Origin of the sequence: Stenotrophomonas sp. STM01 (assembly GCF_014852135.1) — a bacterium.
Lineage (GTDB): Bacteria > Pseudomonadota > Gammaproteobacteria > Xanthomonadales > Xanthomonadaceae > Stenotrophomonas > Stenotrophomonas capsici.
The window spans coordinates 1,068,635-1,082,148 of sequence record NZ_JACVBA010000001.1; the positions used below are offsets into that span (position 1 = coordinate 1,068,635).

The window sequence follows — 13,514 nt, forward strand, 5'->3', positions numbered from 1 at the left end:
TGGGCCCGAAATGTCAGAAATGCAGGCTGTTCCCTTCTCCCGTCTGCAGGAGAAGGTGCCCGGAGGGCGGATGAGGGGGGAGCTGCTAAAGCCCTTAAAAAAGACGCCCTCACCCCAACCTCTCTCCCGCTTGCGGGAGAGGGGCTTAAAGCTTAGATGCGCTTGAACACCAGCGTGCCGTTGGTGCCGCCGAAGCCGAAGCCGTTGGACATCACCACGTCCACCTGTGCCTTGCGGGCCACGTTCGGCACGTAATCCAGGTCGCAGCCTTCGCTCGGATCTTCCAGATTGATCGTCGGCGGGATGATGCCGGTCTCCAGCGCCATCACCGAGAAGATGGCTTCCACGCCGCCGGCCGCGCCGAGCAGGTGGCCGGTCATCGACTTGGTGGAGCTGACCAGCAGCTTGTAGGCATGCTCGCCGAAGGCGGTCTTCATCGCCATGGTCTCGCCCAGGTCGCCCAGCGGCGTGGAGGTGCCGTGCGCGTTGAGGTAGCCCACCTGCTCCGGGGTGACGCCTGCGTCCTTCATCGCCGCAACCATGCAGCGGGCGGCGCCTTCGCCGTTCTCGCTCGGCGCAGTCATGTGGTACGCGTCGGAGCTTGCGCCGAAGCCGGCCAGCTCGCAGTAGATGCGTGCACCGCGCGCCTTGGCGTGCTCGTACTCTTCCAGGATCAGGATGCCGGCACCGTCGCCCAGCACGAAGCCGTCGCGGTCCTTGTCCCACGGGCGCGAGGCCTTTTCCGGCGCGTCGTTGCGGGTGGACATGGCCTTCATCGCGCAGAAGCCGCCCAGGGCGGTCGGCGAGGAACCCCGCTCGGCGCCACCGGCGACCATCACGTCGGCATCGCCGTACTGGATCATGCGCATCGCCGTGCCGATGGAATGGTTGGACGTGGCGCAGGCCGACACCGCCGAGAACGACGGCCCCTTCAGGCCGGTGATGATGCTCAGCTGGCCCGGCAGCATGTTGATGATGGTCTTGGGCACGTAGAAGGGCGAGATCTTCTTGCCCTCGTGGAACTCGATGGTCTGTTCCTCGATGCCCAGCAGGCCACCGATGCCGGCGCCGACGATGGCGCCGATGCGCTCGGCATTGGCCTCGGTGATTTCCAGGCCCGAGTCATGCAGCGCCATGAAGGCGGCACCCAGGCCGTAGTGGATGAACGGGTCCATCTTCTTGGCATCCTTGCCACTGACCCTGAACTTGCCGAACAACGGGTTGTCGGCGGTGATGTCGAAATCCTTGACCTCACCTGCGATCTTGGTGGTGAAACGTTCCAGATAGGCATCTGCAACGTTCGTCAGCGGGCCAATGCCCGAGCGGCCATTGATGATGCCTTCCCAGCTGCTGGCCAGATCATTGCCCAGCGGCGACACCATGCCCATGCCGGTAACGACGACGCGACGACTCATTGCGGATTCTCCTGGCCCCGTTCACGGGGGCGGGGGTTGAAGCGGTGAAAAGCACAGGGCCGCATCCGCGGCCCCATGGATTTGCAACGCGGGCGGAAGTTCATGCCGGCCGCGTTCTGTCAGGCGTGGATTACGCCTTGACGTGCGCCTTGACGTAGTCGATGGCAGCCTGGACGGTACCGATCTTCTCGGCTTCCTCGTCCGGGATTTCGCACTCGAACTCTTCTTCCAGCGCCATCACCAGCTCGACGGTGTCCAGCGAGTCTGCACCCAGGTCATCGACGAACGATGCGCTGTTGGTGACTTCTTCTTCCTTGACGCCAAGCTGCTCGACAACAATCTTCTTGACGCGTTCTTCGATGGTGCTCATTGGATATCGCTCCAGATGGAGTAGTGGTTCAAAAGACGCCACCACGTGGTGATGGCCGTGGGATAGTGTAGTGGAAAGCGCCGGGCCGATGCATTCTGGCAAAAAACCCCGGCGATCAACCACTTGGGTGCAGTCCCTGCACCACACGCTTACGGCATGTACAGCCCGCCGTTGACGTGGAGGGTTTCGCCGGTGATGTAGCTGGCCGACGGGCCGGCCAGGAAGCCCACCGCCTTGGCGATGTCCGCCGGCTCGCCGAGGCGGCCCAGCGCGACCTGGCCGAGCATCGCCGCCTTGGCGTCCTCGGGCAGGTCCTTGGTCATGTCGGTATCGATGAAGCCCGGGGCGACCACGTTCACGGTCACGCCACGGCTGCCGATTTCCTTGGCCAGCGATTTGGAGAAGGCAATGATGCCGGCCTTGGCCGCGGCGTAGTTGGCCTGGCCGGCATTGCCGGTCACGCCAATCACCGAGGCGATGTTGATGATGCGGCCCTTGCGCGCCTTCATCATGCCGCGCATCACCGCCTTGGAGGTGCGGTAGACGCTGGTCAGGTTGGTGTCGAGGATGGCCTGCCAGTCCTCGTCCTTCATGCGCATCAGCAGGTTGTCGCGGGTGATGCCGGCGTTGTTCACCAGGATGGTGATGGCGCCGAATTCCTTGCTGACCGCCTCGATCAGCGTGTCCACCGCGCCGGGCTCGGTCACGTTCAGGGCGCGGCCGTGGCCACCCTGCGCGGCCAGGCGTTCGCCGATGGCGGCGGCGCCGGACTCGGTGGTGGCGGTGCCGATGACGGTGGCGCCCTGGGCGGCCAGTTCGTCGGCGATGGCGGCACCGATGCCGCGGCTGGCGCCGGTGACGAGCGCGATTTCACCCTGCAATGGCTTGCTCATGCGGTTTCTCTCTTCTTCAGGCGGCGCCGCGGTGGCGGCAGCCGTTCACGGCCGGACGCAGGTTGCGCCCGCCCTCATGCCCATGGGATCAGTTGGCCCACTCTTCCAGCGCACCGGCGAAATCGGCCGGGGTCGCCAGCGAGCGGCCTTCGATGGTCTTGTCGATGCGCTTGACCAGGCCGGTCAGCACCTTGCCCGGGCCGCACTCGGCCACGCGGCTCACGCCACGGGCGGCCAGCGCCTGCACGCAACCGGTCCATTGCACCGGCTGGTACAGCTGCTGCACCAGCGCCTGGCGGATGGCATCCACGCCGTCATGCACCTTGGCATCGACGTTCTGCACCACCGGCAGCTGCGGCGCGCGCCAGTCCAGCCCGGCCATCACTTCGGCCAGGCGGTTGGCGGCTTCACGCATCAAGGGGGTGTGCGAGGGCACGCTGACGGCCAGTTTCACCGCCTTGCGCACGCCCTTCTCGGCCAGCAGCGCCAGCGCGCGGTCGACCGCGTCGGCATCGCCACCAATGACGATCTGGCCCGGGGAATTGAAATTGGCCGGCACCACGACCTGGCTGCCCGCCGCTTCGGCGCAGACCTCCAGCACCATAGCGTCCTCGGCACCGAGCACGGCCGCCATGGCACCGACGCCGGCCGGGGCCGCGTCCTGCATCAGCTGGCCGCGCAGACGCACCAGGTGTGCGCCTTCACGCAGCGACAAGGCACCGGCAGCGACCAGCGCGGTGTATTCACCCAGGCTGTGCCCGGCCAGCACGGCCGGCTTTGCACCGCCCTGTGCGTTCCACAGGCGCCACACCGCGATGCTCGCCGCCAGCAGTGCCGGCTGGGTGAACTCGGTGCGGTTGAGCTGCTCTTCCGGGCCGCCCTGCGACAACGCCCACAGGTCCACGCCGGCGCCATCGGACGCCTCGGCGAAGGTTTCGCGGATCTGCGGGTGCAATTCAGCCAGTTCGGCCAACATGCCCAGGGACTGGGAGCCCTGGCCGGGGAACACGAAAGCGAGTCGGGAATCAGTCACGCGGTCATCTGCTGCACTTCGAAGCGGGGCATCATAAGCGCGAACCTGCCCGCTCGTCTGTACTGAAGCGTATGCAGGGCGCTCAGCCGAGCATGCCCAGCAGGTCGACCTGGCCGTCGATCAGCCAGTCCACGCAGACCACCGTCAGCAGCACCAGGCCCAGCGAAGTGGCCGCGTGCAGGGCGAAAATGGCCTGCGCCAGCACCCGGCCGGACCGACCCGCCCGCTTCAACAGGCGCGCCAGTGACTGCAGTCGCGTGGTCACCTCGTTGGCCTGCTCGACCACCGGCCCCTGCGCCCGCTCCATCGCCTCGATCAGCAGGTCCTGCAGGACCTCGCCGCGGTGGTCGTAATACTTGGCCACGCCGTAGCCAAACATCAGCCAGTCGCGCGCCTGCGCCGTGGGCAGGTCCATCACTTCCAGCGGGTCCTCCTCGAAATCGAGGAAACCGACGTTCTCGCCGTCCCAGGTCATGTTGCGCGGCAGCGGCTGGCCCAGGTAGGCCCCGCGCGCATGCGCATCGGCAAGGGTGGCCATGGCCGCCTTCACCAGCCGGTCGCGGCCGGCATCATCGGCATCGCGCATGCATTGGTTGAAGGAGTCGCCGGTATGCTCCAGCAACAGGGCCGCCCGCCCCTCGCCGATGACGGCCGGGACGTTCACGCCCTGCTCGCGCAACTCGGCCAGGCGGCGCGCCTCGATGTCACGCGCCTGCTCGCCACCCCGGTGCGGCGGCGGCCGCAACGCGTCCATGCCGAAACGATGGGCGACAAGGTTCAGCAGGCCAAGGGCGAATGCCCGGCTGCCTTCACCGTAGTACTTGAGCCACGCACGCTGGCCCTCGATAAGAATGGCTTCTGCCATGACGCAACCTCCCGGATCACCCGTGCCGCCGCGTCACACCGCGGCCGGCACGCAAACCGTGATCAGTAACGCAGCAACGCCGAACCCCAGGTGAAGCCGCCGCCGAAGGCTTCCAGCAGCAGCAGCTGGCCACGCTCGACCCGGCCGGAGCGGATCGCCGCATCCAGTGCCAGCGGCACCGAGCCGGCCGAGGTGTTGCCATGCTTGTCCACGGTCACCACCACCTGGTCCATCGACATGTCCAGGCGCCTGGCCGTGGCTTCGATGATGCGCAGGTTGGCCTGGTGCGGGATCAACCAGTCCAGGTCGGACTTGTCCAGGCCGTTGGCCTGCAGGGTTTCATCGACGACCGAGTCCAGCGCCTTGACGGCGTACTTGAACACGTCGTTGCCCTTCATGTTGATCTTGCCGGGCTTGTCCAGGCCGACCGACACGCCGATCGGGTTCCACAGCAGCTCCTTCTTGCTGCCGTCGGCATGCAGGTGGGTACTGAGAATGCCGGTGTCTTCGTCGGCCTTGAGCACGACGGCGCCCGCGCCATCGCCGAACAACACGCAGGTGGTGCGGTCGTTCCAGTCGACGATGCGGGTCAGGGTTTCCGCACCGATCACCAGCACATGCCTGGCGTCGCCGCTGCGGATGAATTTATCGGCCACGCTCAGGGCAAACAGGAAGCCCGAACATGCCGCATTGACGTCAAACGCCGCCGAGCCGGCCGCGCCGAGGCGCGCCTGGATCAGACAGGCGGTGGACGGGAAAATGATGTCCGGCGTGGTGGTCCCCACGACGATCATGTCCAGCTGCGAAGCCTCGATGCCGGCCGCCTCCAGCGCACGCACCGCGGCGTGATAGCCGAGATCGCTGGTGGTTTCGCCTTCGGCAGCGATATGTCGCTCACGGATACCCGTTCGCGACTGAATCCACTCATCGGTCGTGTCCACGATCTTGGTCAGATCGTCGTTGGTCAACACTTTCTCGGGCAAGTAACTACCAGTGCCCGCGATCCTCGAGTAGATCCGCTTGCTCATGCTGTTTCCTGTTGCGCGAAGCCGCCCGAAGGCGGCCCCGGAAGAATCGGTGCAACCGCCGCCACGCGTACGTGGCGGCGGTCACGAATCAATCTTCTTCGACGACCGAGGACGACTTGGTCGTGATCACCTTCTTGCCACGGTAGAAACCGTCGGCGGTGATGTGGTGACGCAGGTGCACTTCACCCGTGGTCGGGTCGGTGGACAGCTGCTTGGCGCTCAGGGCGTCGTGCGCACGACGCTGGCCGCGGCGGGACGGGGTAACACGGGATTTCTGCACAGCCATGGGATTGCTCCAAACTCGGTTCGTTTGCTTCGTCGTTTAATTGCACGGGACGCCAGCGTCCTGCACTACTCGCTTTCGCCGCAGCCGCCGACGATAACCGGCCGCTATTGTTTCTTCAGCGCCGCCAATGCCGCGAACGGATTGGCCTTGCCCTGTTCCTCTTCGGTCGCCGGCCAGTCACGTTCGACCGCCTCGCTCCCCGGTGCCAGCGCCACCACCGGCACCGCCAACACCAATTCATCCTCGACCAGTTCCAGCGGCTGCAGGTTGCCATCTTCCGGCACCAGCAGCGCTTCGTAATCCGGCGGAAGCGCCGATTCCTCTTCCTCGTCGCGGATCAGGCCCAGTCGCTGGCGGATCGCCACCGGCAGCAGGAAACGCTGCATGCTGCGCTGACAGATCAGCGGCAGCTCGGTATCGATGGTCAACTCGACATAGGCTACCTTCAACACCTCGTCGCGCCCAAATTCCAGTGCGTAATGGCACTGCCCTTCGGCATCGGCAACAAGGCCCTGCAGGCGGGGCAAATCGGACAAGGGCACCTGGCCGTCGAAGCACCTGCGTGCTGCGACCATCCGCCAAGCATCCAGCAATTCGGGCACGTTCGCGGACATAAGCTGCAGAATGTTAAGGACCAGGCCCGCCGCTGTCAAACCCGGTGGCAAGGAATCATTGTCACCATGGGCTGGTCGCAGCAGACTGCCACGCCCGGATCCGCCATTTTCCCACATGACCGACCTGATCCTCGCCTCCACTTCCCGCTACCGGGCCGAATTGCTGTCCCGGCTGCGGCTGCCGTTCAGCTCCATCGCCCCCCAGGTCGATGAAACCCCGCTGGCCGGGGAGGCGCCGGCTGCGCTGGCCGCCCGTCTGGCGGCGGCCAAGGCGCAGGCCGTGGCGGCCGGACACCCGGGCGACTGGGTGATCGGCTCAGACCAGGTCGCCGAACTGAATGGGGCGCCGCTGGGCAAGCCGGGCACCGTCGACGCCGCCTGCGCGCAACTGGCCGCCATGTCCGGCCAGGAGGTGCGCTTCCATACCGCGCTGTGCCTGGACAATGGCCGCGAGCAACTGCAGGCCATGGACGTCACCCGGGTCCGGTTCCGCGCCTTGAACCGCGAGGAAATCCGCCGCTACGTCGACGCCGAGCAACCATTGGACTGTGCCGGCAGCTTCAAGTGCGAGGGATTGGGCATCAGCCTGTTCGAGGCCATCCATTGCAGCGACCCGACCGCACTGGTCGGCCTGCCGCTGATCGCCCTGTCACAGTTGCTGCGGCGCGCCGGCTACGCGCTGCCCTGATCGCCGGCAGCGCAAGCACCCGGGAGAGCGCCCTACTCCACCACGAACGGCTGTTCGGCCCATTCCTCGACGCTGCCGTCCTTGCCGTGCAGGCGCATGCCCAGCCAATGCCGGCCCGACGCCAGCGCGCGGGTATCCACCCTGGCGTCGAAGCCCACCGCCGGATGGTGCGGGTCATTCGTGCCCGGCCACGCCTGGCGGATGTCGAAGACCCGTCCATAGACGGCATCACCGACACTGTGCCCGTCCACCAGCAGCTCCACGCGGTCCAGCCCGACACCGTCCTTGAATGCCCACCCCTGCACGTCGACCACGCCGCGCGCGACCGACGCACCGGCCGCCGGCACATCCACCCAGGCCATCGCCGGGGTGACGCACGGCCCCTCCTGCCGGGTTGGCGGTAGCCGGAACAGAAGGAACCGCTGAAAACCATGGTCCAACGACACCACCCGAGGCGGCGGCAGCGGCCCGACCAGTTCGCAGACCGCGTGATAGCGGGCCAGCAGGTCGCGGTAGCGCTGGTCACTGGGAGCCAGCACCAGCAATTGCGGGTTGTCGCGATGACCATCGCTGACCAGGCCCCACAGGGCCAGCTGCGCGGTACGCCCATGACGATCATTGAGCGGATGCGGCAGCACCTGGATGGACGGATCGTCCAGGCCGAACCCCAGCTCGGAACCCACCTTGAAACTGCCGGCCAGGACCGTGGTGTCGGCCGGCATGTGCTGCAACTCTTCGCGCACGGCCGCGGCCAGCGGTGACCAGCCGGCGAAATTGCGCGGGTAGTACTTGCTGCCCGCCATCTCCTGGCGCAAGCCGGGCATGGACACGACCAGGTAATACCCCAGCGCGACGACCAGGCCGATCGCCGCCGTCACCCATACCGCGCGCCGCCACGCCTTCGGCCAATGCGTCAGCAGCATCGGCACCCCGACCAGCAGGGCCAGATATCCGGGCAGCGGCCAATGGAAGCTGATCCGCTCGGCATCGGTGAAGAAGCCCAGCAGGAAGATCAACGCCGTCGAGGCGGCGCCCACCAACGCGAAGTAGCGCCACTGCACGTGATGGAACCCACCCGCAGCCTTGCGTACGCCGCTGATGCCCACCATCACCATGGCCACGAACAGCACCGGCGTGACCATCAGCGGCTGTATCAGCAGGAACAGCAGGCCCTCGCTGCTGAACACCCAGGGGTGGCGCTCGATGATCTGGAACTTCAGGCCAGCGTCCTGGTTTTCCAGGTTCCACGCCATCAATGGCAGCCATGCCACGATGCCGGTGGCCAGCGCGATCCAGATCCGGGGATCACGCAATACACGCCGCCCTTCCGGCAACAGCACCAGGGCAATGAATCCCACGATGATCACGCCGAGGAACCGATAGTGGCTCAGGGCCCCCACCACCAGGCCCAGCGCGAGCAGCAGCGCACCGCCGGCATCCACGCCGCGCAACAGCCGTGCACCCGCCCCGAGGCAGAGCAATGCCGCGATGGCCATCGGCACGTCCGGCACCGCCAGGATGCCCAGCGTGGCCGACATCGGCATCAGCAACGCCAGGCAACCGGCCTGCCAGCCGATCCGCCCGCCGAACCAACGCCCGGTGATCCACGCCACCATCCACGGCAGCAATGCACCCAGCGCCAGGAATGGCAGGCGCACGCCGAGACGATGCCCGCCGGCCACTTCCACGCCCAGTCGCGTCAACCAGGCCGTCAACCCCGGCAGGTCCGAATAGGCCGCCGCAAGATGCTGGCCTTCCTGCCAATAGAACGCTTCGTCGACGAACAACGGCAACCGTGACGCCACCAGGACCTTGACCGCCGTGGCCAACACCCACAACGTCAGGAACATGATGTAGGCGCGGCGCTCCCCCCTGATAGGCACTTACACTTCCTCAAAGTTGCAAGAATCGAGAGATGACCATGAGTCTGGCCACACCCGGAATGCTAACCGATGTCACGTTGCTCTCCCTGCACAAGGCGCAGGAACAGGTCAACGCCCTGCTGCTGGGCAAGGCGCAGGAAGTACGGCTGGCGTTTGTCGCCCTGTTGTCCGGGGGACACCTGCTGATCGAGGATCTGCCCGGGCTCGGCAAGACCACGCTGGCCCACGCCATGGCCTCCACGCTCGGCCTGCAGTTCCAGCGCGTGCAGTTCACCTCGGACCTGCTGCCGGCCGACGTGCTGGGCATCTCGGTCTACGACGCGCAGAGCCGCAGCTTCCAGTTCCATCCCGGGCCGGTGTTCTGCAACGTCCTGCTGGCCGATGAGATCAATCGCGCGCCGCCGCGCACCCAGAGCGCGCTGCTCGAAGCGATGGCCGAGCAGCAGGTCACCCTGGACGGCGTCACCCATGCATTGCCGGATCCCTTCTTCGTGATCGCCACGCAGAACCCGGTGGACCTGTCCGGCACCTTCCCGCTGCCTGACTCGCAGCTGGACCGCTTCCTGCTGCGCCTGACCTTGGGCTACCCGAATGCCCAGGCCGAACGCGCGCTGCTCAGTGGCGGCAGCCGCCGTGACCTGATCGCGCGCACCACGCCGCGCCTGTCCGACCAGGACATCCTGCAACTGCGCGAGGCGGTGGAACAGGTGCACGCCAGCGACGCACTGATCGACTACGTGCAGGCGCTGCTGACCCGCAGTCGCCAGCACCCGGGGGTGAAGGTCGGCCTGTCGCCGCGCGCCGGCATCGCGTTGTTGCGCGCGGCCAAGGCGCATGCGCTGCTGCTGGGCCGCGGGCATGTGGTACCCGAGGATGTGCAGGCCTTGTTCATCGCCGTGGCCGGGCACCGGCTGGTCGCCGAGGCCGAGTCCTCGTCCGGCCCGACCCTGGCACGCGCCATCCTGCACAGCGTCAAGGTCGATTGAATGATCGACCGCCTGCGGCAGCGCCTGCAGTCACTGCAATGGCTGGCGCGCCCACGCCACCCCGAAGCGCTGCCCGTGCAACTGGACCGGCGCCGCATCTACGTGCTGCCGACCCGCTTCGGATTGTTCCTGGCCGCACTGCTGGCGGTGATGCTGCTGGGCGCACTGAACTACAACAACAACCCGGCGCTGCTGCTGGCCCTGGTGCTGGCCACCACCGCCATGGCCAGTGCCGTGTACGCCCACCTGCAGTTGTCCGGCCTCCGCCTGGAGGCGATGTCCGCCGAGCCGGTGGCGGCCGGCACCCCCATCCAGTTGCGGCTCGCGCTGTCACGCAGCGACAGCCGCAGCCGACGTGCGCTGCAGCTCGACCACGAACAGGTCCAAGGCAACGCCAGCCTGGCGCAGGACAGCCAGGCCGAGGCCGACCTGTGGCTGCCCACCACCGCGCGCGGCTGGATGGACCTGTCGCGCATCCGCGTCTCCACCACCCAACCGCTTGGCCTGGTACGTGCGTGGAGCTGGTTCTGGCCGGAAGCACCGCTGCTGGTCTATCCCACGCCCGAAGCCAACCCGCCGCCCCTGCCGGATACCGGCAGCCATTCCACGCGTACCCGGGTGCATCCGCTAGGCGACGAACTGCAGCAGTTGCGGCCCTATCGTGCCGGTGATGCACGCCGGACCATCGCCTGGAAGCACTCCGCACGCCGCGACACGCTGCTGGTGCGCGAGTACGAGCGCCCGGCCGGCACCGAACTGGTACTGGACTGGCAGCAGCTGCATGTACTGCCCCATGAGCGCCGCATCTCCCGCCTCGCACGCTGGGTGGACGATGCCGAACGCGAGGGCCGCCGTTACCAGTTGCGCCTGCCCGGCACCCCACCGATCGGCCCGGCCAGCGGCGATGCCCATCGCCACCTGTGCCTGCGCGCCCTTGCCCTGCTACCGCCCGCATGAAACGCGACAACGCTCCTGACGCCAGCAACACCGCACGCAGCGGGGCGATGCTGGCCACCGCCCTGGCCCTGTTGCCACTGTTGCTGCAGTTGCCTGGCGTGCTGGCAGGCGTGATCGCCGCGGCCGCCATGCTGGTCGCACTGCTTTCCTGGCGGAAGGTGCCGTCGATGCCACTGCGGCTGCTGCTCGTCGCCGTCATGTTGGCCGCCATCTACTGGCAGATGGGAGCCCATCCCGGACGCGACACCGGCTGTGCATTGCTGGCGGCGATGCTGGCGATCAAGTCCAGCGAACTACGCAGCCTGCGCGATGCGCGCAGCCTGATTGGCTTCGCCCTGTTCGCGCCCTTTGCCGCGTTCCTGCTCGACCAGGGTCCAACCACCCTGCTGCTGGCCGCCGCGGCGGTGATCTGCGCGCTGCTCGCACTCCAGCGGATCGCCGACGAGGACGCCGGTATCCGGCCACTGGCTGTCGGCCTGCAACTGCGCACCGTCGGACGCCTGATGCTGCTGGCCTTGCCCTTGGCCCTGGCTGCGTTCTGGCTGGTGCCGCGCCTGGGAAGTCCACTGTGGGGGATCCCGGAACGGGCCATCGGGCGGCCCGGCCTGTCCGACAGCATGCAGGCCGGCCAATGGCTGGACCTGATGGTGGACGACAGCCCCGCGCTGCGCGTGCAGTTCTTTGGCCCGCCGCCAGCGCAGAACCAGCGTTACTGGCGCGGCCCGGTGCTCACCCGTTTCGACGGCCGGCGCTGGACCCGGCTGGACTACCAGCGCACCACGCCGCGCCCCCACTTCGAACCAGGCGCGGCCCAATGGGACTACCAGATCGAGTACGAGCCCACCGACGATCGCCAGCTGGTCTCACTGGACCTGCCGCTGAACAACCCACCTGGCACGTTCCTCGATGCCGACTACTCCCTGCTCAGCCCACAGCCATTGACCGCGTTGACACGTTGGCGGATGCAGTCGGCTGCGCCGCAACGATTCCAGCTGGAGCTGCCCCCTGCACTCCGTCAACAGGCCCTGCAGCTCCCCGACGGCTTCAACCCGCGCACCCTTGCCCTGGCCCGGAAGTGGCGCAGCGAGGCCGGCACGGACGACGCGGCCATCGTCCAACGCAGCCTGGACTGGATCCACCGCGAGTTCGCCTACACGCTGTCCACGCCCCTGCCCGGTCGCCATGGTGCCGACGAGTTCCTGTTCGACCAGAAGGAAGGCTTCTGCGAGCACTTCAGCTCCGCATTCGTCGTGCTGATGCGCGGTGCCGGCATCCCGGCCCGCGTGGTCACCGGCTACGCGGGCGGCGTGCGCAACCGCTTCGGCGACTACTGGGTGGTCCGGCGGATGGATGCCCATGCCTGGGCCGAAGTGTGGCTGCCCGAACGCGGCTGGGTGCGGGTGGACCCCACCGCAGCGGTCGCCCCGGAGCGCATCTATGACACCCTGGAAGACCGGCTTGCCCAGCAGGGCGGCACCGCCGCCGGTGGGCTGGACCTGGCCGGCCGCTGGGACAGCATCGTGCAGTTCGGTGACTGGATGCGCCGTGGCTGGAACACCGCCTTCCTCTCCTTCGATGCCAAGCGCCAGCAACGCCTGCTCAGCCCCTTCGGCGTCGGAGAGCTGTCGCCCTCGCAGTTGGTCGTACTGTTCGCCGGCTTCGCCGTGATCGCGGTGGGGGCCATGGCCTGGCTGCTGGCACGCGGCGAGCGCCAGCGCGACCCGCTGCTGCGCGCCTGGCACCGGCTGGGCCGGCGCTATGCCCGCCTCGGCCTGGCCCGCGAGCCCCACGAGCCGGCCGGCGATTGGGCGCGCCGGGTGGAACTCCGCTACCCGGGCAGCGGTCTGATGGCACTCAGCAAACGTTTCGCCGACGCACGCTACGCTGGCGTCCTGTCCGACCACGTTTCATTATTGCGGGACCTGCGCAGGCACCGCCCGAAACCCGGAGCATCACCATGAACACCCGCATTGCCCTGATTGTCGCCGCCAGCCTCACGCTGGTCGCCTGTGCCACCGCTCCCAAGCCGCTGCAGGGGCAGTTCAGCACGGTTTCCCCGCGTGATTCGGTGGCGCAGAAGCAGACCGGTACGCCGGTGCGCTGGGGTGGTCGCATCATTGAAACCCTGCCGAGCCAGGGCGAGACCTGCTTCCAGATGATCGCCCGTCCGCTCACCGGTACCGGTCGCCCGAGCAGCACCTCCTCCGACGCCAGCGACGGCCGCTTCATCGCCTGCCGCGCCGGCTTCTACGACCCGGCGGTGTTCGAGCCGGGCCGCGACGTGACCTTCATCGGCCGCATCGATGGTTACCAGACCACCAAGATCGGCGAGTACGACTACCCACTGCCGAAGATCAACGCCGACGTGGTCTACCTGTGGCCGGTGCAGCGTGAAGTGGAAGTGGTGCCTGCCTACCCGTACGGCCCGTGGGGCCCGGGTTGGGGTCCCGGCTGGGGCTGGGGTTGGCGCGGCGGCTGGTGGTAAGACGCCCAGCG

Annotated in this window: 14 protein-coding genes; 5 read left to right on the top strand and 9 right to left on the bottom strand. The window is 67.4% G+C overall.

Annotated features, from left to right (window positions below):
* Positions 1-152: 152 nt before the first annotated feature.
* From fabF to IB227_RS04950, 8 genes are all read right to left on the bottom strand, one after another.
* The gene (gene fabF, locus IB227_RS04915) at positions 153-1,415 is read right to left on the bottom strand and encodes a beta-ketoacyl-ACP synthase II (RefSeq protein WP_192286525.1); all 1,263 of its coding nucleotides are present in this window, start codon (positions 1,413-1,415) and stop codon (positions 153-155) included.
* Between the two features lie 130 nt (positions 1,416-1,545).
* Complete coding sequence (gene acpP / locus IB227_RS04920) at positions 1,546-1,785, bottom strand: acyl carrier protein (protein WP_132864793.1); 240 nt, start codon at positions 1,783-1,785, stop codon at positions 1,546-1,548.
* 149 nt (positions 1,786-1,934) lie between these two features.
* Positions 1,935-2,678, bottom strand: a complete 744-nt coding sequence (gene fabG, locus IB227_RS04925; protein ID WP_192286526.1) for a 3-oxoacyl-ACP reductase FabG — start codon at positions 2,676-2,678, stop codon at positions 1,935-1,937.
* An 88-nt stretch (positions 2,679-2,766) separates the two neighbouring features.
* On the bottom strand, positions 2,767-3,711 hold the full coding sequence (gene fabD, locus IB227_RS04930) for an ACP S-malonyltransferase (RefSeq protein ID WP_192286527.1): 945 nt from the start codon (positions 3,709-3,711) through the stop codon (positions 2,767-2,769).
* 82 nt (positions 3,712-3,793) lie between these two features.
* Positions 3,794-4,576: a serine/threonine protein phosphatase gene (locus IB227_RS04935; RefSeq protein WP_132864796.1), complete on the bottom strand. Its 783-nt coding sequence runs from the start codon at positions 4,574-4,576 to the stop codon at positions 3,794-3,796.
* Between the two features lie 62 nt (positions 4,577-4,638).
* Entirely contained in the window at positions 4,639-5,604 is a 966-nt protein-coding gene (locus tag IB227_RS04940; protein WP_132864797.1) for a beta-ketoacyl-ACP synthase III, read from the bottom strand.
* Between the two features lie 88 nt (positions 5,605-5,692).
* Positions 5,693-5,890 (bottom strand): 50S ribosomal protein L32, encoded by a 198-nt coding sequence (gene rpmF, locus IB227_RS04945; RefSeq protein WP_132864798.1) that lies wholly within the window; start codon positions 5,888-5,890, stop codon positions 5,693-5,695.
* 104 nt (positions 5,891-5,994) lie between these two features.
* Positions 5,995-6,504 (bottom strand): YceD family protein, encoded by a 510-nt coding sequence (locus tag IB227_RS04950; RefSeq protein WP_192287275.1) that lies wholly within the window; start codon positions 6,502-6,504, stop codon positions 5,995-5,997.
* 115 nt (positions 6,505-6,619) lie between these two features.
* On the opposite strand from IB227_RS04950, the gene IB227_RS04955 reads away from it, so the two are divergent.
* The gene (locus IB227_RS04955; RefSeq protein ID WP_192286528.1) at positions 6,620-7,192 is read left to right on the top strand and encodes a Maf family nucleotide pyrophosphatase; all 573 of its coding nucleotides are present in this window, start codon (positions 6,620-6,622) and stop codon (positions 7,190-7,192) included.
* A 32-nt stretch (positions 7,193-7,224) separates the two neighbouring features.
* On the opposite strand, the gene IB227_RS04960 is transcribed toward IB227_RS04955, so the two are convergent.
* Complete coding sequence (locus IB227_RS04960) at positions 7,225-9,069, bottom strand: glycosyltransferase family 39 protein (protein ID WP_192287276.1); 1,845 nt, start codon at positions 9,067-9,069, stop codon at positions 7,225-7,227.
* 65 nt (positions 9,070-9,134) lie between these two features.
* On the opposite strand from IB227_RS04960, the gene IB227_RS04965 reads away from it, so the two are divergent.
* From IB227_RS04965 to IB227_RS04980, 4 genes are read left to right on the top strand one after another with little or no spacing between them, the layout of a single operon-like run.
* Positions 9,135-10,061: a MoxR family ATPase gene (locus tag IB227_RS04965; RefSeq protein WP_192286529.1), complete on the top strand. Its 927-nt coding sequence runs from the start codon at positions 9,135-9,137 to the stop codon at positions 10,059-10,061.
* Positions 10,062-11,018 (top strand): DUF58 domain-containing protein, encoded by a 957-nt coding sequence (locus tag IB227_RS04970; protein WP_192286530.1) that lies wholly within the window; start codon positions 10,062-10,064, stop codon positions 11,016-11,018.
* Complete coding sequence (locus tag IB227_RS04975; RefSeq protein WP_225591590.1) at positions 11,015-12,979, top strand: DUF3488 and transglutaminase-like domain-containing protein; 1,965 nt, start codon at positions 11,015-11,017, stop codon at positions 12,977-12,979. Before IB227_RS04970 ends, IB227_RS04975 begins: the two co-directional genes overlap by 4 nt.
* Positions 12,976-13,503, top strand: coding sequence for a Slp family lipoprotein (locus IB227_RS04980; protein ID WP_192286531.1), 528 nt, complete (start codon positions 12,976-12,978; stop codon positions 13,501-13,503). Before IB227_RS04975 ends, IB227_RS04980 begins: the two co-directional genes overlap by 4 nt.
* The last annotated feature ends 11 nt before the right edge of the window (positions 13,504-13,514 follow it).